Source organism: Paenibacillus sp. FSL K6-0108 (assembly GCF_045040695.1).
Classification (GTDB): domain Bacteria; phylum Bacillota; class Bacilli; order Paenibacillales; family Paenibacillaceae; genus Paenibacillus; species Paenibacillus pabuli_B.
Genome location: NZ_CP150288.1, coordinates 388673 through 408268, shown reverse-complemented (window position 1 = coordinate 408268; position 19596 = coordinate 388673). Strand labels below are relative to the sequence as shown.

Annotated in this window: 10 protein-coding genes, 17 tRNA genes and 3 rRNA genes; 2 read left to right on the top strand and 28 right to left on the bottom strand. The window is 49.6% G+C overall.

All coding sequences use genetic code 11. The annotated features are described in order from the left end of the window. Positions 1-378: 378 nt before the first annotated feature. From MHB49_RS02045 to MHB49_RS02030, 4 genes are all read right to left on the bottom strand, one after another. Positions 379-1941 (bottom strand): MBL fold metallo-hydrolase, encoded by a 1563-nt coding sequence (locus MHB49_RS02045; RefSeq protein ID WP_405154827.1) that lies wholly within the window; start codon positions 1939-1941, stop codon positions 379-381. After that, complete coding sequence (locus MHB49_RS02040; protein WP_405154826.1) at positions 1938-3623, bottom strand: ABC transporter permease; 1686 nt, start codon at positions 3621-3623, stop codon at positions 1938-1940. Before MHB49_RS02040 ends, MHB49_RS02045 begins: the two co-directional genes overlap by 4 nt. Positions 3624-3740: 117 nt before the next feature. Further along, positions 3741-4817 carry an ABC transporter substrate-binding protein gene (locus MHB49_RS02035; protein WP_247900351.1) on the bottom strand — a complete coding sequence of 359 codons (1077 nt, stop codon included), beginning with the start codon at positions 4815-4817 and terminating at the stop codon, positions 3741-3743. Between the two features lie 275 nt (positions 4818-5092). Beyond that, positions 5093-6109, bottom strand: a complete 1017-nt coding sequence (locus MHB49_RS02030) for an ABC transporter ATP-binding protein (protein WP_405154825.1) — start codon at positions 6107-6109, stop codon at positions 5093-5095. A gap of 168 nt (positions 6110-6277) precedes the next feature. On the opposite strand from MHB49_RS02030, the gene MHB49_RS02025 reads away from it, so the two are divergent. Further along, on the top strand, positions 6278-7183 hold the full coding sequence (locus tag MHB49_RS02025; protein ID WP_405154824.1) for a LysR family transcriptional regulator: 906 nt from the start codon (positions 6278-6280) through the stop codon (positions 7181-7183). A 147-nt stretch (positions 7184-7330) separates the two neighbouring features. Further along, a complete protein-coding gene (locus MHB49_RS02020) occupies positions 7331-8191 on the top strand; it encodes a CYTH domain-containing protein (RefSeq protein WP_405154823.1) in 861 nt (286 codons plus the stop codon). An 84-nt stretch (positions 8192-8275) separates the two neighbouring features. Here the strand turns inward: MHB49_RS02020 and MHB49_RS02015 are convergent, their stop codons facing one another. From MHB49_RS02015 to MHB49_RS01900, 24 genes are all read right to left on the bottom strand, one after another. Beyond that, positions 8276-8881 carry a short chain dehydrogenase gene (locus tag MHB49_RS02015; RefSeq protein WP_072734997.1) on the bottom strand — a complete coding sequence of 202 codons (606 nt, stop codon included), beginning with the start codon at positions 8879-8881 and terminating at the stop codon, positions 8276-8278. A 141-nt stretch (positions 8882-9022) separates the two neighbouring features. Then, entirely contained in the window at positions 9023-9661 is a 639-nt protein-coding gene (locus MHB49_RS02010) for a pentapeptide repeat-containing protein (RefSeq protein ID WP_247900346.1), read from the bottom strand. A gap of 87 nt (positions 9662-9748) precedes the next feature. Further along, positions 9749-9819, bottom strand: a tRNA-Gly gene (locus MHB49_RS02005). Between the two features lie 9 nt (positions 9820-9828). Continuing rightward, a tRNA-Pro gene (locus MHB49_RS02000) sits at positions 9829-9902 on the bottom strand. Between the two features lie 16 nt (positions 9903-9918). Beyond that, a tRNA-Arg gene (locus MHB49_RS01995) sits at positions 9919-9995 on the bottom strand. Between the two features lie 6 nt (positions 9996-10001). After that, a tRNA-Gly gene (locus tag MHB49_RS01990) sits at positions 10002-10076 on the bottom strand. 8 nt (positions 10077-10084) lie between these two features. Beyond that, a tRNA-Leu gene (locus tag MHB49_RS01985) sits at positions 10085-10171 on the bottom strand. A 9-nt stretch (positions 10172-10180) separates the two neighbouring features. After that, positions 10181-10256, bottom strand: a tRNA-Lys gene (locus tag MHB49_RS01980). A gap of 15 nt (positions 10257-10271) precedes the next feature. Next, positions 10272-10346: transfer RNA gene (locus MHB49_RS01975), tRNA-Gln, on the bottom strand. A gap of 11 nt (positions 10347-10357) precedes the next feature. After that, positions 10358-10433, bottom strand: a tRNA-His gene (locus MHB49_RS01970). Between the two features lie 98 nt (positions 10434-10531). After that, positions 10532-10607, bottom strand: a tRNA-Thr gene (locus tag MHB49_RS01965). Positions 10608-10633: 26 nt separating this feature from the next. Further along, positions 10634-10711: transfer RNA gene (locus MHB49_RS01960), tRNA-Asp, on the bottom strand. Between the two features lie 27 nt (positions 10712-10738). Then, positions 10739-10812 (bottom strand) — tRNA-Met (locus MHB49_RS01955). Between the two features lie 19 nt (positions 10813-10831). Continuing rightward, a tRNA-Val gene (locus tag MHB49_RS01950) sits at positions 10832-10907 on the bottom strand. 112 nt (positions 10908-11019) lie between these two features. Then, positions 11020-11091 (bottom strand) — tRNA-Glu (locus MHB49_RS01945). Positions 11092-11107: 16 nt separating this feature from the next. Then, positions 11108-11199, bottom strand: a tRNA-Ser gene (locus MHB49_RS01940). 3 nt (positions 11200-11202) lie between these two features. Beyond that, positions 11203-11278 (bottom strand) — tRNA-Asn (locus MHB49_RS01935). 1 nt (position 11279) lies between these two features. Further along, positions 11280-11355 (bottom strand) — tRNA-Ala (locus tag MHB49_RS01930). Positions 11356-11384: 29 nt separating this feature from the next. Further along, positions 11385-11458, bottom strand: a tRNA-Ile gene (locus MHB49_RS01925). 31 nt (positions 11459-11489) lie between these two features. Next, positions 11490-11606 (bottom strand): 5S ribosomal RNA (gene rrf / locus MHB49_RS01920). Between the two features lie 144 nt (positions 11607-11750). Next, positions 11751-14678, bottom strand: a 23S ribosomal RNA gene (locus MHB49_RS01915). A 339-nt stretch (positions 14679-15017) separates the two neighbouring features. Next, a 16S ribosomal RNA gene (locus tag MHB49_RS01910) occupies positions 15018-16569 on the bottom strand. The 16S, 23S and 5S rRNA genes sit together here with 17 tRNA genes alongside, the layout of an rRNA operon. A gap of 686 nt (positions 16570-17255) precedes the next feature. Further along, positions 17256-18224, bottom strand: a complete 969-nt coding sequence (gene rocF / locus MHB49_RS01905; RefSeq protein ID WP_405154822.1) for an arginase — start codon at positions 18222-18224, stop codon at positions 17256-17258. Positions 18225-18279: 55 nt separating this feature from the next. Then, a complete protein-coding gene (locus tag MHB49_RS01900) occupies positions 18280-19473 on the bottom strand; it encodes an ornithine--oxo-acid transaminase (RefSeq protein ID WP_247900344.1) in 1194 nt (397 codons plus the stop codon). Positions 19474-19596 lie beyond the last annotated feature (123 nt).

Genomic DNA, 19596 nt, shown 5'->3' with positions numbered 1-19596 from the left:
GGTCAGCATGATTCGCCACACGTGAAAGACGCTAACGAACCTACCGCACGCTAAGCGGCGGAATTTCAAGGCATGCCCCGTTTAACGAACTTCAGTGACGTTATTTCGGTGGAAAACAGGAATAGGGTCCAAAAATCAACCTAATGGATGAAATAACGTCGCTGTGATTCGTTAGATTTCAGAACCGTGCAAATGGGAGCGAATAACGTGTGTCAGGTTCGTTAGCCAAAATAACACTGAAGAAGGGGCGTCCAACGTCAGGTTCATGACGTATGGGACAGCCCCATTTTCTATAAAAAAATCACATGTAAAAAGACGTCCCCAGGGACGCCTTACATAGTCCAATCCTTTATAGATCCAGTCCTTATAAAATTCCACCTACAGATACAGCTCATCTCCAGGAGATAGCGAGTGCAGTATTCCCTTCTCCGAGACCCATTTTTCCCTAAGCAAGCCTTCTCTCAGCTTATCCGTCTCTGCCCGATCCGCATGCACAAGCACTGTATGCCTTGCAGGAACCTGATGCAGCATTCTCTCAACATCCTTCCAACCCTGATGCACCTTATAACGAATTTTCCGTACCTCACAGGCTCCGTGTTTTGCAGGATTCTGCAAGAGCCTGTAAGCAAAGGTGCCCGCAGAGACATGCCCAGTGAGCAGCACCCTATTATTTTCATCATCTGCAAACTGGCTGTAGTACCAGCGAGCAAGAGAGGACTGCATCATCCCGTCCGGAATGAACCACAAAGAGGCAGCATGTTGATGCAGCAGCCGCTCTCGCTCTTCATTTGTCAAAGGCAGCTCCCATCCTTGACCACTCAGAAAACGCCCAATCGCATCCTTCACAGGCCCCGGTATGTGTCCTTCCTCTTCCTTTAACCAGTATGGAGCACGTAAAAGCTGCTTCAGACCGTCCACCAAGCCTTGTTCCACTACAATCGGAACGTGCGGGAACTGCTGCTGTGCCCACAGCATGATTTCCTGACCACGACCCACCGAGGGCATAGGCATGAGCACCTTCCCCCCCCGAGTAATCGTCTCATGAATAGCCTGTTCCAGTTGGTCCAGCTTATGGGCTTGTGTATCACGATCTGTACCATATGCGGCATCCATAATCACCAAATCCAGCAGGCCGATTGAAGATGCTTTGTTCACTTCCGCTTCCTTCGCTGTGGAATAGGCAAGCTGTTGCTCCACAGGCCATCCTGCTAGTACGGATGATCGTAACACCCCTTCGGATGAAGCAGAGGCCAAGGATTGTGATGCGGATGGCTCTCCTGTCATGACATGCCCACCATTCACGGCGGTTCGTATATCCGATATCCAATGTGGACTAACTGGAGCATCCAGGCCCCGCCTATTTCGTGGTAAGCTTGCCTGCCAGAACACATCTGCTGGACAATCCTCCTGCAAAAGCATGGACTCCGACGTGTAGTCGCCAGAATAAAATATCCGCTTATCTTCCATTTCCAGCCCGAACCATACCGATCCCGCAAGGTGTCCACTGCGCCCCCATACCACCGAGACGCCAGGAATTATTTCAAACCAGGTTCCACCCTCGGCTTCGTCCTCCAGAAATCGGTAGCGAATTAATTGTTCATCGCCTTCTTCGTATGGAAGGGCGTGTCCTGCCCTCTCCATATTTCTTCGCCAAGCTCTGAAGTAGGTGTGCAATTGTTCCCTGGTTTCCCGTGTCGTCCATACTTCACCCTGATACCCCATCTTATAAAGCAATGGAATAGCGACAGAATGATCCTCATGGGCGTGAGACAGCAGCACCACATCCAGTTCTTTAACGATCTCCGGTTCAATCAGCGGGTACTCGCCGGCTCCTTCTTTTTTCACGCCACAATCCAGCAAAAGTTGAACCCGGCTCCCACTCAGCAGATAGGCGGAACGTCCATGTTCCCCTGCACCGCCCCATACCTTCAGTTTGATCATGATGCATTCCACTTTCTCTTTGAATTCAGAACTTCAATGCCAAGCAGCATCAGTATCGTCATACCAACAGTAACCACGGCCATCGCCATCCCCAATGACACCTGACCTTGTTCAAATTGAGCAAAGATATACGTAGCCGATGTCTGCATCGATGGAGGCAAAATTAACAGTGAACCTACCAACTCCCGGGTGGCAATGGTGAATGTCATCATCCACCCGGCCAACATGCCGGGAATGATCAGTGGTAGAAGAATGCGCCGCAGAATATACAACGGCTTTCCGCCAAAGACCTGGCCCGCCTGGAACAACGTACCGTCTATCTGGGTGAAGCTTGATTTGACATACTGCACCGTGTACGGCAAGAAGAGCACCACATATGTCAGAACAACCATTCCGTACGAGTTGTACAGCGTGAACGGCATCCATGGTGAATTCCAGAACAGGATGAGACCGACCACCATAACAATGCCCGGTACCGTATTCGGAAGCAGACTGAACAGATCAATCACACGTTGCATAAGAGACGACGACTTACCAATCGTCAGTGCAAGACCTGTACCGATCATAACCGCCACCGTCGAAGCTGCCAGTGACAGTCCCAGACTGTTGCCGATCGCTTTCATACTGATCGACCCCCAGGACAGCAATTCCCGGTAATGATCCAGCGTCAGATTGTCAAAGGACAGCCCCGCCCCGCGCAGCTTCATCGTCGACGCTGCAATAATGGAGAAATACGGAATGCCCACCGACAGAATCAGCAGCAACGCGAGATACAATCCGCACAACCAACCCGCTCCGCCGCTTAGGGAGTATCGTTTGGAGCGCTGCCCCTTGCCCCCTACCAGACGATACGTGAACTTTCGACTCATGGCCGATTGCATGTACCACATCACCAGACAGACCGACAGCAGCACCGATGCGAGCGAGGTTGCCTTGCCAAAATCAATCGGCCAACTGGAGATATACTTGTGGATCTCAGAGGTCATGACATAATAACCAATCTTGCGTCCAAAGGTTGCTGGTGTTCCGAATTCCGCAATCGTTTTGACAAAGACTAGCATGATCCCCATGCCATAGGAAGACAACAGCAAGGGTAAAATAATGCGTCTGAATCGGTATCCCGCACGTCCCCCGTGCACCGCGCCCGCTTCTTCCAGATTGCCACCAATACGAATGATTGCATCCCGAAGCAACAGGTACAGGAAAGGGAACAGATGCAGGCTCATAATGAGCACCATGCCCCAGAAGCTGAAGAACAACTCACTCCAGCTCGCAGCAGAGGGCACCCATTGCTGCAGGTATCCCCCTTTTTGCATAAACAGAATCCAGCCCATGGAGCCGATATACGGCGGGGTCATGAACGGGATCATCAGGATTACGTCCACCCAGCGGTGCTGACCCATACGAGTCTTCGCCATCATCCAGGCCAGCGGCAATGCCAGCAGCGTTGTTACAGCGACCACGCAGATCCCCAGCCAGACTGAATTCAGCAGCACCCCCGATAAATGATGACCTGTAATGGTCTGAATCGGGGCCATCCAATCCCATTGCCCATCCGGATACACACTTTGCCAGAAAATCAGCAAAAGCGGCACACCAATGCTGATCGTCAGCAGAAAGAGGGCCAGAATCACGCCCACTCTCCGAAAAATACGGTTGTTGTCTGCTACAACAGGTTTCACTACGATTTCACCTCACATGACTTCCACAAGACACTCTCTATGCTGCTTATTTTCCATTACTCTTCAATATCCAGTCGTTATATCAAATTACAAGCTGCACGGGAAGAATACATAATCTTATTTAAAAGTCTCGGAGAAACGTGCTGCTGTCTCATCTCCGTGTTCACTCATCCAGTTCCAATCCACTTTAAGCTGTGGGATATCCTTCAGATTCGCCCGGTTGGTCGCTTCGATGTCTTCACGTCCCGGAATCAAGTAAGCATCTGCAACGAGCTTCTGTGCCTCATCGGACAACAGGTAGTCGATAAACGCCTTGGCATTCTCCACATTCTGACTCGATTTCAGAATCGCCGCCGGTCTTGGACTGATGACAGTCCCTTCCTCCGGATATACGATGTCCAGGGGTTCACCTTTGGCTTTGGAGGAATACGCCATGTAATCCACACCAGCTGCTACGATACTTTTCGCTCCGGTAATGACCGGGTCAAGTGCTTCCTGATTCGCTCCTGCCATCGCTACACCATTTGCTTTGTAGCTGTCCAGCAATTCCCAGCCTTTATCTCCATTCACACTCAGGTAACCCGTAATGAAGTCCAGTGCGGAACCGGAAAGTGTAGGGTCAGGGATGTTGACTGCGTCCTTCCAGGCAGGTGTTGCCAGCTCAGCCCAACTGGTTGGTGGCGTGGACACCAGCTTCGTATTGTAGACAATCCCGAGCGCCGAAGCACTGGAGCTAAAATAGTTTCCTTCGGCATCCGACCAGTCCTTGTTCAGCTTGTCTGCATTCTCGGCATCCGGATATGGGAGTGTCAGACCATCCGCTTTCAGCGCTTGTGCCGAAGGCAGGGAGGCCAGGATAACAACATCCGCTACCGGATTGGATTTCTCAGCTTCCATGCGAGCCAGAATTTTACCTGTCGTACCCTGAAACATCTCCACTTCAATGCCCGTCTTGGCTGTAAATCCGCCGATGATGTTATCTGCCAACTTCTGCGGTCCAGCACTGTATAATACCAGCTTCCCACCGGCTGGTTTTGTCGTTTCCGCCGATGCAGTAGCTGTACTGCCTTCCCCAGCAGCTTGCCCCGCATTCCCGGTGGTTGAATTACCTGTGCTGCATCCGAACAAACTGATACTCATGACCGCTGATAATAACAGCATTGCACTTCTTTTCCGTGTTTTCATACCCAACATCTCATTCCATCTCCCTTGGTTTCTGATTATATTCGTATTCAAGTTTCTGCAAACTCACGCTGATTACGCTGTTTACGACGTTCCCGCTATGGTTTTTATAGTCGCTATTCTCGCTACTTCCGCCAACTTGTACCATTCCTTGGTTGAACAGAGCAATGTTGCTTTCCACAGCGACCCATTATTCCATAATCCTGTTCATGATTCGGTTGATGTTGCCGTTCACTATTTCATTCATAGGCGAGAATCCCTGTTCCTCAGATCACGTACTATCATGATCAGTTGGCTGCTGCGATGAACTCTCTCGGCTTCACATTCGGAGTGTCTTGCCCGTTCATTCGGCAGATCCGCTCCGGGGCTACATAGAGTTGAACCTTCTCCCCAACGCGTACTCTTCGATCCAGATAGGCAGTCCATACCCCCAGGCCTTCCATCTGTACCCGAATTTCATAACGCTCGCCTACATAACTGACGCTGAGCACTACCGCCTGATAACACAGATCGTCATGGCCTGTTTTGCTCCAGGAGACATGTTCCGGTCTCACCATGGACTGATTAGGCGTAAGCCAGTTGGACTTTCCGATAAACGAAGCAACATAAGGATCGCTTGGCGATCCGTAGATCGTTTCCGGGGTTCCTTTTTGCAATATCCGCCCCTTCTCCATCACCACAATCTCATCTGACATCGACATCGCCTCGACCTGATCATGGGTGACGTATAGCGCGGTAAGTCCCATATCCCGTACCAATGACATCATCTCAATTCGCATCTCTTCCCGCAGCACAGCATCCAGTGCACTTAGCGGCTCATCGAACAGGATAATCCCCGGTCTTACTGCTACCGCTCTAGCAAAAGCAACCCGCTGCTGCTGTCCTCCCGACAGCTGATGAGGATAACGATCCTCCATGCCTTGCAGGCGAACCATGCCAAGTGCTTCAGTCACCTTTTGGCGCAGATCAGACTTCTGCTTTCCGGCCTTCAGGCCGAATGCCACATTTTCGTAGACGGTCATATGCGGCCATAATGCAAAATCCTGAAACACCATGCCCAGATTACGCTTATGTGTTGGTACATCTATCCGCTTCGTCGCCGAGTAGAAACTCTTGCCATCCGCGACGATTTCTCCTGCATCCGGCTGCTCCAGCCCCGCCAGCATGCGCAGCAACGTCGTTTTGCCGCAGCCGGATGGGCCGAGCAGCGTCGTAAACTGTCCATGTTGAAGCGTTAAATCCGTGGGCAGCAAAGCGGGAGTGCGATTGAATGATTTTTGAATCCCCCTAATTTCCATTTTCATAAGCATCCCTGCCTGTCTTTTTGTACTGTTCTCAGTCTAACGTCCGCTTTCGCGAGTTGTATGTTGGAAATGTAAAATTGGAATTAACTTTTTAGATGAATTCTGTTGATGTTCATAGATTAAATCTATATAAGGTGATTCAAGTTACCGAGAGGAGTGTTGAGTTCGTTGAACCTGATTAAACTGCAAATTGTTGAACTCATTGATAAACATCATCATATGACCCGTGTGGCCGAACTTCTGGGCATCAAGCAGCCTACCGTTACCTTTCATATGAAGTCTCTGGAGGAAGAGATGGGGGTGCGATTATTCGAATCGCGTAGTGGAAAGACATTTCTCACCGAGGCTGGACAAGCCCTTTTACATTATTCCGTCAAAATCAATGCCCTGACCCAGGAAGCGCGCCGGGTGGTACAGGAATATGACAGCCTCTATCGGGGCACCCTGCACATTGGAGCGAGCTATGTACCTGCAACGTATCTGCTGCCGCCTATTTTGAAACCATTTTCTCAGGAATTCCCCGGTATTCGAATGATGTTATCCGTTAAACCTTCACCCGTTATCCGCGAAATGTTGATCCGCCACCAGATTGATCTGGGTGTGATTTCTTCCGAACCATTTGTGGGTCCGGTATTGCAAGCAGAAACGCTGTGTGAAGACGATCTGGTATTAATCTGCTCTCCACAGCATGTCTTGGCTCAAAGGGAAGTATTGAAACCCGAGCATATGGCACAGGTTCCTTTTGCACTGCATGGGGATGAATCCAGCACTCGTCGTTTAACCAACCAATGGCTGGAGCAACATGATATTCGTCTGCGGAGCACCGTGGAGATGGATTCTCTGGAAGCAATCAAGCAGTTGGTTCTACTCGGCGGTCATATCTCGTTCATGTCACGAATGGCCGTACAGTGGGAAGAGCAGCATGGACTGATCAAGGTCCTACCCATTCCGGGTGAGCAGGCTCCGCGGCATATTTACATCGTGCACAACAAGGATCGCCATCCATCAGTACAGGTCAACCGCTTCAAAGAAGTGTTGCGGGACATGAGCCACAGCCTCTCTTTTTTCAATTGATACTCCCGCTACCCCATATAAACTATCGCTTGGCATTCATCAAATCTATGCAGGGTTAACGCAACGAGCCCTTCCATTTAATCGCTTTCATATACTCGGACGATAAAGTGGGTCTGTACGTTAATCCAGCCTAGGGAGTGATTGGTTTTGAAAAAATGGAAAAAGGTAACCGCCTCATTCATGTTGAGCATCGTGACATTGGGAAGTGGACTGACGTTTCTGGAAGCACCACAGGCTTCAGCAGCAGCCAATGCCGTTCCTGCCTATGAAGTGAAGTTCTTGGCCAAGCCGGAGCTGGTATTGAACACCAATGGGACACCGCGCAGTGAAGTCATCCAGACGCTTGGTTTAAACTCCACTGCAAGAAACATTAGCGCAGAGTATTTTGATACCAACGCGCTCAATCTCGATCAACAAGGATGGAACGTCCGTTTTCGGAAGAAAGATGACAAGAACAATTATGAACTGACTTATAAAAAGCGCTATCCTGTTATCAATGGTGATGTTAATGCGGCTTTGACTTTGGCCAACCAAGAGGGATTTGATGCGTCAGACGATAATTATGAAGCTGAAATTGATTGGGGATATGGCAAACAAACATTGAGCTTCTCCAACACTAAAAAGGTGGATACCAAAGCTACAGGCGTACAACTTCCATCACAGCAGGAAGCCTTGAGCATGTTGTTGGACAAGCTGCCTGGCAAATTAAAAAACTGGTCCTCCTCCAATTGGGGTAAACAACAACTCACGGCATCCCGTGCCTACGGCCCAGTAACATTCCAACGTTATGAAGGCACATGGAATGGACAGGAACTCACCCTTGAAGTATGGCCGATTCGTAACGCAGCAGGCACAGGTGTAGAGAATATCGTAGAGATTTCGTTCAAAACAGCAGATTCTACAGCTGTTTCGGGACTGCGTACCCAACTCATGCAAGTGCTGGAAAACAAAAACTGGCTCATTCCTGCCGATGGCCTGAAAACTCAGCTGATTTTGGAAAGATACTAAAGCCTAAATCCCATTGCATCCAAAACAAAAGGAGATCAGCAGAAACATTCTGCTGATCTCCTTTATATTCACTATTCCCTACAGTTAGTATATTTTAAAGTTCTGGGCTGTTTCGATCCCAAGTGCACTCTGGATAAACGTATTGGCGACCCGCTCCACAGGCACCGGATTAAATCCGATAAACACACCTTTATATTTCTCTGCGGATTCAACAAACAAGTTAGGACTAACGGAATTCAGACGGATACCTCGAGGCAACTCATATGCCGCTGCTTTGGCAAACGAATCAATTGCACCATTGACCATGGCGCTGGATGCGCCTTTCAGAATGGGATGGTCCTGTATAATGCCACTGACCAGCGTAAAACTTCCCTTATCGTTGATGTAGTGCTGCCCAATCAAGACGATATTCACCTGACCAAGTAATTTCCCCTGCACACTAATCATGTTGTTCTCAGGGGTTAGCTCCTCCAACTTCGCATAATGGGTCTGACCTGCTGCAACAATGACATAATCAATATTAGTCACCGTTTCAAAGAGTGATGTAATACTCTCTGTCGAGGTCATATCCACCTGGTAGTCCCCGGATTGCCTGCCGGCTGTAATGACCTCAACGGAATATTCCTGAAGCTTCGCAACAACAGCCTTGCCTAAAGTTCCATTTCCTCCAATAACCAGAGCCCTTTTCATCATACGCCTCCTTTTGTCAGTGAAAGCAAGAATGGTATACTAGTTGATCTCTTCATTTAAACAAAGATTAATGACATAATCAAACCTGCGACAGCAGAAGTATTACCCCATCTCTCACTACGACTTCAAACCAGGATATAGTTACTTCACAATTAAGCCTAATAGTCCAACAAATGAGGCTGCCTGAGCATCTGAGATGATGCATCCGTCCAGATCCTCAATATCTACATGTAAACTGTCAAAATTACAGTCACTAAGGTCCATTCCCTTAAGCTTTACACCCGATAGAAGAGCTTGGTCTATATTGCATTCAGTGAACTCCAGTTTTTGGGGTGTGGCTTGAAAGAAGTCGCCACTCACCAGAGAACATTCCATGTACTTTACCTGTTTAAACTTGGAGAATCGGAATAAAGAAAGATCCGCTACACAGCCCTGAAAACTTACATTTTGGAGCCTGCTATTCGAAAGGTTGGTACCAAGCAACTTACAATTTTTAAATTCTGTCCGGTGGAGGAAAGAGCCGTTAAAGTCCATATTGGACAAATCACATTTATCAAAAATTACATCGGTAAGCTCGATTTCCGGTAGAGAGGACTGGCTGAAAATCACGTTCTCAAAGACCACTTTATCGAAAGAAACCCTGCTGGCGCTCTGATTCTCAATAGAGATATTACTGAATCGCCCATGCTTGATTTCTTCTTTACTCTCCCATGTTTCTAAAGCTAACGATAAGTCTTCGAGCTCCAGGGGAATCTTTGGCGTTTCTATTTTATTTTTCATATGTCCTCCCACTATTTTCTTAATTAAGATTACTATATCAAAAAGAGCCCTTGCAATAAGCAAGAGCTCTCTCTGATGTTACCATGAAGCGGGTGATGGGAATCGAACCCACGCTATTAGCTTGGAAGGCTAAAGTTCTACCATTGAACTACACCCGCAAATAAAAATCGGGATGACACGATTTGAACATGCGACCCCCTGGTCCCAAACCAGGTGCTCTACCAAGCTGAGCTACATCCCGATACTTATGGAAATAATGGCGCGCCCTGAGAGATTCGAACTCCCGGCCTTTTGATTCGTAGTCAAACGCTCTATCCAGCTGAGCTAAGGGCGCAAATATTGGAGCGGAAGACGGGAATCGAACCCGCGACCCTCGCCTTGGCAAGGCGATGCTCTACCGCTGAGCCACTTCCGCAAAATATATGGTGCGGTCGAGAGGACTCGAACCTCCACGGGGGTTAGCCCACACGGACCTGAACCGTGCGCGTCTGCCAATTCCGCCACGACCGCAAAATATAATGGTGAGTCATGAAGGGCTCGAACCTTCGACACCCTGATTAAAAGTCAGGTGCTCTACCAACTGAGCTAATGACTCATGCTAAAACTAAAATGGCTGGGGATATAGGATTTGAACCTATGCATGACGGAGTCAAAGTCCGTTGCCTTACCGCTTGGCTAATCCCCATTAAGAAAACATGGGGCGATCGAGGGGAATTGAACCCCCGAATGCCGGATCCACAAACCGGTGCGTTAACCACTTCGCCACGATCGCCATAAACTATCCCTTGCATTTCACTGAGAGTATCTCAGTATTCCCATCTGTAACTATAATATACATTCTATTATAAATTCAGAGGTGAATGCAATAAATGGTGCCGGCGAGAGGACTTGAACCCCCAACCTACTGATTACAAGTCAGTTGCTCTACCAGTTGAGCTACACCGGCACGGTGTAAAATATCATTTTAAAAAATGGCGGAACCGACGGGATTCGAACCCGCGATCTCCTGCGTGACAGGCAGGCATGTTAGGCCAACTACACCACGGTTCCAGGTTGCTTTCTTGAAAGAAAGGTTAATTGCGGGGGCAGGATTTGAACCTGCGGCCTTCGGGTTATGAGCCCGACGAGCTACCGGGCTGCTCCACCCCGCGTCGTTATTAAAAGTTTATATGGTGGAGGCTGAGGGGATCGAACCCCCGACCCTCTGCTTGTAAGGCAGATGCTCTCCCAGCTGAGCTAAGCCTCCATAAATGACCCGTAGGGGATACTCTCACTTCGTTCGAGACTGCGAAGCCATTGCTAACGAAGCTTATCCTCCGACGAACCTTTGGGATTCTCATCCCCTAAAAATAAAACAATGACCCGTAGGGGATTCGAACCCCTGTTACCTCCGTGAAAGGGAGGTGTCTTAACCCCTTGACCAACGGGCCTCACTAAAAAATTATCTGGCGGAGAGAGAGGGATTCGAACCCTCGAGACGCTTGTGACGCCTACACGATTTCCAATCGTGCTCCTTCGGCCAGCTCGGACACCTCTCCATATGGCTCCCCGAACAGGGCTCGAACCTGTGACAACTCGATTAACAGTCGAGTGCTCTACCAACTGAGCTATCAGGGAATGGTGGAGCCAAGCGGGATCGAACCGCTGACCTCCTGCTTGCAAGGCAGGCGCTCTCCCAGCTGAGCTATGGCCCCATATACTTTTAGTATATCTGGTATTACTATGGGCCCTGGTGGACTCGAACCACCGGCCTCACCCTTATCAGAGGTGCGCTCTAACCAACTGAGCTAAGGGCCCATATCGAAAAAAAATACCCCAAAGGGGTTTCGCTTGGCGGCGTCCTACTCTCCCAGGACCCTGCGGTCCAAGTACCATCGGCGCTAGAGGGCTTAACGGTCGTGTTCGGGATGGGTACGTGTGGAACCCCTCCGCCATCGCCACCAAACGCGATTTGTCGAAGCATAGCTTCTTGAAATCAAAGTTAGAACTGAAAATCATATACACCTTCCGTGATGTACCGATTTTCGTTTCAGAGTTTATTCTCTGAAAACTAGATCCGAAACGAAATCTGCGATTTACAACTTGCATATTGGATAAGCCCTCGACCGATTAGTACTGGTCAGCTCCATGCATTGCTGCACTTCCACCCCCAGCCTATCTACCTCGTCGTCTTCAAGGGGTCTTACATACTGGGAAATCTCATCTTGAGGGGGGCTTCACGCTTAGATGCTTTCAGCGCTTATCCCGTCCGTACATAGCTACCCAGCGGTGCTCCTGGCGGAACAACTGGTACACCAGCGGTACGTCCATCCCGGTCCTCTCGTACTAAGGACAGCTCCTCTCAAATTTCCTACGCCCACGACAGATAGGGACCGAACTGTCTCACGACGTTCTGAACCCAGCTCGCGTACCGCTTTAATGGGCGAACAGCCCAACCCTTGGGACCTACTTCAGCCCCAGGATGCGATGAGCCGACATCGAGGTGCCAAACCTCCCCGTCGATGTGGACTCTTGGGGGAGATAAGCCTGTTATCCCCAGGGTAGCTTTTATCCGTTGAGCGATGGCCCTTCCATGCGGTACCACCGGATCACTAAGCCCGACTTTCGTCCCTGCTCGACTTGTAGGTCTCGCAGTCAAGCTCCCTTATGCCTTTGCACTCTTCGAATGATTTCCAACCATTCTGAGGGAACCTTTGGGCGCCTCCGTTACTCTTTAGGAGGCGACCGCCCCAGTCAAACTGCCCACCTGACACTGTCCCCGCACCGGATTACGGTACCAGGTTAGAACCTAGATACGATCAGGGTGGTATCCCAACGGTGCCTCCACCGAAGCTGGCGCTCCGGCTTCAAAGGCTCCCACCTATCCTGTACAGATCGTACCCAAATTCAATATCAAGCTGCAGTAAAGCTCCATGGGGTCTTTCCGTCTTGTCGCGGGTAACCTGCATCTTCACAGGTATTAAAATTTCACCGGATCTCTCGTTGAGACAGCGCCCAAGTCGTTACGCCATTCGTGCGGGTCAGAATTTACCTGACAAGGAATTTCGCTACCTTAGGACCGTTATAGTTACGGCCGCCGTTTACTGGGGCTTCGGTTCACAGCTTCGGGATTACTCCCTAACCGCTCCCCTTAACCTTCCAGCACCGGGCAGGCGTCAGCCCGTATACTTCGCCTTACGGCTTCGCACAGACCTGTGTTTTTGCTAAACAGTCGCTTGGGCCTTTTCACTGCGGCCCCCTCGTGCTATTCACACTACCGGGGCACCCCTTCTCCCGAAGTTACGGGGTCATTTTGCCGAGTTCCTTAACGAGAGTTCTTCCGCGCGCCTTAGAATTCTCTTCTCGCCTACCTGTGTCGGTTTGCGGTACGGGCACCATCACCTGGCTAGAGGCTTTTCTTGGCAGTGTGAGATCATGACCTTCGCTACTATAATTTTCGCTCCCCATCACAGCCCAGCCTTACGATGTGCGGATTTGCCTACACATCAGCCTCACTGCTTAGACGGACATCCATCAGTCCGCGTCACTACCCTGCTGCGTCCCCCCATTGCTCATAACGGCTTACGGTGGTACAGGAATTTCGACCTGTTGTCCTTCGACTACGCCTTTCGGCCTCGCCTTAGGTCCCGACTTACCCTGAGCGGACGAGCCTTCCTCAGGAACCCTTAGGCTTTCGGCGGATCAGATTCTCACTGATCTTTTCGTTACTCATACCGGCATTCTCACTTGTATAATGTCCAGCGCTCCTTACGGTACACCTTCAACCCTTATACAACGCTCCCCTACCCCTGATGCAAAGCATCAAGCCATAGCTTCGGTGGTGTGTTTAGCCCCGTTACATTTTCGGCGCAGAGTCACTCGACCAGTGAGCTATTACGCACTCTTTCAATGGTGGCTGCTTCTAAGCCAACATCCTGGTTGTCTGTGCAACTCCACATCCTTTCCCACTTAACACACACTTGGGGACCTTAGCTGATGGTCTGGGCTGTTTCCCTTTTGACAATGGATCTTAGCACTCACTGTCTGACTCCCGGAAGTAAGTCTATGGCATTCGGAGTTTGACTGAGCTTGGTAACCCTTGCGGGCCCCGCACCCAATCAGTGCTCTACCTCCACGACTCTGTTTTCCGAGGCTAGCCCTAAAGCTATTTCGGGGAGAACCAGCTATCTCCGAGTTCGATTGGAATTTCTCCGCTACCCCCACCTCATCCCCGCACTTTTCAACGTGCGTGGGTTCGGGCCTCCAGTGCGTGTTACCGCACCTTCACCCTGGACAGGGGTAGATCACCCGGTTTCGGGTCTACGTCCACGTACTCATTCGCCCTATTCAGACTCGCTTTCGCTGCGGCTCCGGCTCTTCACCTTAACCTTGCACGGGAACGTAACTCGCCGGTTCATTCTACAAAAGGCACGCCATCACCCCTAAAACGGGCTCTGACTTTTTGTAAGCACACGGTTTCAGGTTCTATTTCACTCCCCTTCCGGGGTGCTTTTCACCTTTCCCTCACGGTACTGCTTCACTATCGGTCGCTAGGAAGTATTTAGCCTTGGCAGATGGTCCTGCCGGATTCATACGGGGTTTCACGTGCCCCGCACTACTCGGGATCCGTCTCGGAGAGAGCCAACTTTCAACTACAGGGCTTTTACCTTCTTTGGCGGGCCTTTCCAGACCTCTTCGTTTAACCGGCTCCTTTGTAACTCCATGTGAGACGTCCCACAACCCCAGAGAGCAAGCTCTCTGGTTTGGGCTTCTCCGCGTTCGCTCGCCGCTACTGACGGAATCACTATTGTTTTCTCTTCCTCAGGGTACTTAGATGTTTCAGTTCCCCTGGTATGCCTCTACGTAACCTATGTATTCAGTTACGAGTAACTGGAAATTACCCCAGCTGGGTTTCCCCATTCGGACACCCCCGGATCAAAGCTTGCTTACAGCTCCCCGAGGCAGTTTCGTTGTTCGCCACGTCCTTCATCGGCTCCTAGCGCCTAGGCATCCTCCGTGTGCTCTTAGTAGCTTAACCATATTGCTCCGGTTTTGACTGCTCGCTTCCCTTGTTTTGCTTGCGCAAAGCCAAAAGTCGCTCCCATTCAATACCATCGCAAAAGCAATTAAGTACCAATTTATTAAACTTGTTCAACACAAGTTCAGCTAAAAAGGAATGTTCTAATTCGCATTTTTCGTTTCGATATCTAGTTTTCAAAGAACAAGCTCCACGCAAAAGCAAGCTGTTTGAGAGTTTGAGCTCTCAAAACTGAGCAACGAGTGAGTTAAAAGCTTTACGAAGTAAAGCTCGCTTCGGAAGCATGCTTCCTGAAGACTTCATTTGAATGTTTCCGCTACGGGAAACGATTCTCCATAGAAAGGAGGTGATCCAGCCGCACCTTCCGATACGGCTACCTTGTTACGACTTCACCCCAATCATCTATCCCACCTTCGGCGGCTGGCTCCTTGCGGTTACCCCACCGACTTCGGGTGTTATAAACTCTCGTGGTGTGACGGGCGGTGTGTACAAGACCCGGGAACGTATTCACCGCGGCATGCTGATCCGCGATTACTAGCAATTCCGACTTCATGCAGGCGAGTTGCAGCCTGCAATCCGAACTGAGACCGGCTTTTTAGGATTAGCTCCACCTCGCGGCTTCGCAGCCCGTTGTACCGGCCATTGTAGTACGTGTGTAGCCCAGGTCATAAGGGGCATGATGATTTGACGTCATCCCCACCTTCCTCCGGTTTGTCACCGGCAGTCACCTTAGAGTGCCCATCCGAAATGCTGGCAACTAAGATCAAGGGTTGCGCTCGTTGCGGGACTTAACCCAACATCTCACGACACGAGCTGACGACAACCATGCACCACCTGTCTCCTCTGTCCCGAAGGAAAGGTACATCTCTGTACCGGTCAGAGGGATGTCAAGACCTGGTAAGGTTCTTCGCGTTGCTTCGAATTAAACCACATACTCCACTGCTTGTGCGGGTCCCCGTCAATTCCTTTGAGTTTCAGTCTTGCGACCGTACTCCCCAGGCGGAGTGCTTAATGTGTTAACTTCGGCACCAAGGGTATCGAAACCCCTAACACCTAGCACTCATCGTTTACGGCGTGGACTACCAGGGTATCTAATCCTGTTTGCTCCCCACGCTTTCGCGCCTCAGCGTCAGTTACAGCCCAGAGAGTCGCCTTCGCCACTGGTGTTCCTCCACATATCTACGCATTTCACCGCTACACGTGGAATTCCACTCTCCTCTTCTGCACTCAAGTCACCCAGTTTCCAGTGCGATCCGGGGTTGAGCCCCGGGATTAAACACCAGACTTAAATGACCGCCTGCGCGCGCTTTACGCCCAATAATTCCGGACAACGCTTGCCCCCTACGTATTACCGCGGCTGCTGGCACGTAGTTAGCCGGGGCTTTCTTCTCAGGTACCGTCACCTTGAGAGCAGTTACTCTCTCAAGCGTTCTTCCCTGGCAACAGAGCTTTACGATCCGAAAACCTTCATCACTCACGCGGCATTGCTCCGTCAGGCTTTCGCCCATTGCGGAAGATTCCCTACTGCTGCCTCCCGTAGGAGTCTGGGCCGTGTCTCAGTCCCAGTGTGGCCGATCACCCTCTCAGGTCGGCTACGCATCGTCGCCTTGGTGAGCCGTTACCCCACCAACTAGCTAATGCGCCGCAGGCCCATCCCCAAGTGACAGATTGCTCCGTCTTTCCAGTTTCCTTCAGGCGAAGAAAACAACTATTCGGTATTAGCTACCGTTTCCGGTAGTTGTCCCAAACTTGAGGGCAGGTTGCCTACGTGTTACTCACCCGTCCGCCGCTAACTATCAGAGAAGCAAGCTTCTCTTCAAGTCCGCTCGACTTGCATGTATTAGGCATGCCGCCAGCGTTCGTCCTGAGCCAGGATCAAACTCTCCAATAAAGTATTGAAAAGAGCGATAAGCTCATTTTGAATCTGACGAGATTAAAAATCTCATTTATGTTCCAGTTTTCATACAGCCAAATGGCATGTACCAAAAACTTTCACGTTCATCCTGCAAGCAGGACGATTACTCACTCGTTGTTCAGTTTTCAAAGATCAAACTTGTTTCGCCGCTCAGTGTTGTTCACCGCAGCAACTTTTATATCTTATCACATCCGAACCAACTTTGCAAGCTCTTTTTTTAAGTTTCTTTCGAAGCTTATTTGTTTTGCTTGCCGCACCTTGTTTCTCTTGTTTTCTTGGCCGGAATTAGAATATACCATGTACAGATATCGAATGCAAGCTTTATTTTCAAAAAGCTTTATATCCAGACATACCAATAGATAATCATTAATTTGTTTCTACTATAGTAGAGGCCCGTACATACACCCCACCCTAACTAAACAATCAGGAATTCCTACACAACCATACAACATTTCATAAAACCAACTTTATTCTCTCATCCGCTCAACAGCCAAACACTTCGTTCAATAACTATAGCCAGGGAAGCACTCATCCCCATCTTCATCCAGTTGAAGATCGTATGGCTGAGTTTGACCCTGGCCTTATATATGACTATGGTTTATAGGATTCAACCTTACCTTCTTTAAGCCTATATAATTTCCACAAAAAAAGCTGGTCGATCGTTATAAAATCCGTTTACCCAGCAATGAAGCAATCAACTCCACTCCAAGGCGGGCCGTATGCCTATTCTGATCATATAGCGGGTTAACCTCCACCAGATCCATGGACGTGACTTGGTTGGTGGAAGCGAGCAGCTCCAGCGCGAAATGAGCTTCACGGTAATTCAATCCCCCTGGTACGGGCGTACCCACACCCGGAGCCTCACGCGGATCAAGACAATCCATATCAAAGCTAATATGAATACCATCTGTTCCTTCCCCAACTACAGCCAAAGCCTGTTCAACAACCTGTTGTATACCTATCCGGTCAATATCATGCATTGTAAAGCTTTTGATGCCAAGGGCTCGGATCTGTTCCTTCTCATATACATCCAGATCACGCAAGCCAATGTAGACCAGATTGGAAGGATTAACGAACGGTCCCGCACCCGGAATATGAGACAAGTTAAAGGCAGAATGTCCTAAAGCAGCAGCAACACTCATCCCATGCATATTTCCAGACAGACTACGCTCTTCTGTGTTCAAATCCGCATGGGCATCAAACCAGATCATACCCAGATTGGAATAATGCGCAGACAACCCGGCAAGCGAACCTATAGCTACACTGTGATCCCCACCCAGAACAAGTGGAAAAGAACCTCCTGCTATCGCGCCAGACACTTCATTGCATACTCGCTCACTTACCTGTCTAACCTCGGATAAATATTTCACACGGTTGCGTTCGATTGGAGCAACAGACTCTGAGGGACAATCTACACGGATCTCTTTGGACACATTCAATCCAAGGCTTGCTATTTCACGTTTCAATCCCGCTGTAATCAGTTCATCCGGACCTAGCTCAGCACCACCTCGGGCCCCGCCTAATCCAAAAGGAACCTTAATGATGGCAACGTCATGATGACGCAAAGGCAATTGGCTTGTTTCATTAGAATCATTCAACGGTCCTGCCGAATCCATATCATTTTTTACCATGTAGATCAGCTCCTTCGCCGCTTAATATGAAGTAATCAAGGAATGAAAGGTTTATTCAGTCACCCAGCACCTGAGCAATTCGTTCCAACGCCCAGTCGATCTCAGCATCGGTAATGGTCAGTGGCGGCGCAAAACGGATCGTTGTCTCATGGGTTTCTTTACAGAGCAGTCCAACGGACATTAATTTCTCACAATACGAACGTGCAGGTACATGCAGATCAACACCGATGAACAATCCTCTGCCTCGAATCTCACGCACAGCAGAACTGCGAATTTTCTGAAGCTGTTTCATAAAATATTCCCCCAGACGCTCTGAACGCTCCGCAAGCTTCTCCTCTTCCAGAACTTCCAGTGCTGCGACTGCGACAGCACAAGCGAGTGGGTTCCCCCCGAATGTGGACCCATGAGAACCTGGCTCAAACAAATCCAGAATCTCTTCATTTGCAGCAATAGCCGAGATGGGCATCACTCCCCCGCCCAGCGCTTTACCCATAATCCAGATATCCGGCTCAATCCCCTCCCAGTCAGAGGCAAAACGTCGTCCCGTTCGTCCGAATCCAGTCTGTATCTCATCCGCCACGGTCAATACACGATGCTGTTTGCACAGCGCAAAGGCTTCAGCAAGATATCCTTCAGGCGGGATGACAATACCGGCCTCCCCCTGAATGGGTTCCACAAGGAAAGCGGCTGTATTCGGTGTGATCGCAAGCTTAAGTGCTTCAATGTCACCATAAGGAATGATTTTGAATCCGGGTGTAAAAGGTCCAAAGTCTTTTTTGTACTCTTCTGAAGATGAGAAAGAGGTGACCGTCAGTGTTCTTCCATGAAAATTTCCTGAGCATACGATGATTTCGGCTTTATTTTCCGGTACACCCTTGCAGCGATATGCCCATCTTCGCACTGCTTTCACGGCCGTTTCAACCGCTTCGGCTCCTGTGTTCATGGCCAGAATTTTGGCTTTGCCCGTAAATCGCGAGAGCTTCTGATAAAAAAGTGCTGCCGCACTGCTGTGAAATGCCCGTGATGTTAATGTTACCCGATCAGCCTGATCTTTCAGCGCTTGAATGATTGCTGGATGCCTGTGCCCATGATTTAGTGCCGAATACGCACTTAACATATCCATATAACGGCGGCCTTCCGGATCTTCGACCCATACCCCTTCCGCATGTTCAATGACGATCGGGAGCGGATGGTAATTAGGTGCAGCATAACGTTCCGACCAATCCATTAACAATTTCGAATCTGACATATACCCCCAGCACCTCTCGTGGATTATATTGTATACAAAATACAATATCAATGTATGCTTCGCCACGACCATTTACAACTCCTGCTCACTTTTTCCGCAATCACCTAATTCCACACATTCGTA

Coding starts and splice junctions, on each gene's coding strand:
- MHB49_RS02045 (WP_405154827.1), bottom strand. CDS start 1,941: ATGATCAAACTGAAGGTATGGGGCGGTGCAGGGGAACATGGACGTTCC.
- MHB49_RS02035 (WP_247900351.1), bottom strand. CDS start 4,817: ATGTTGGGTATGAAAACACGGAAAAGAAGTGCAATGCTGTTATTATCA.
- MHB49_RS02030 (WP_405154825.1), bottom strand. CDS start 6,109: ATGAAAATGGAAATTAGGGGGATTCAAAAATCATTCAATCGCACTCCC.
- MHB49_RS02015 (WP_072734997.1), bottom strand. CDS start 8,881: ATGAAAAGGGCTCTGGTTATTGGAGGAAATGGAACTTTAGGCAAGGCT.
- MHB49_RS02010 (WP_247900346.1), bottom strand. CDS start 9,661: ATGAAAAATAAAATAGAAACGCCAAAGATTCCCCTGGAGCTCGAAGAC.
- rocF (WP_405154822.1), bottom strand. CDS start 18,224: ATGGTAAAAAATGATATGGATTCGGCAGGACCGTTGAATGATTCTAAT.
- MHB49_RS01900 (WP_247900344.1), bottom strand. CDS start 19,473: ATGTCAGATTCGAAATTGTTAATGGATTGGTCGGAACGTTATGCTGCA.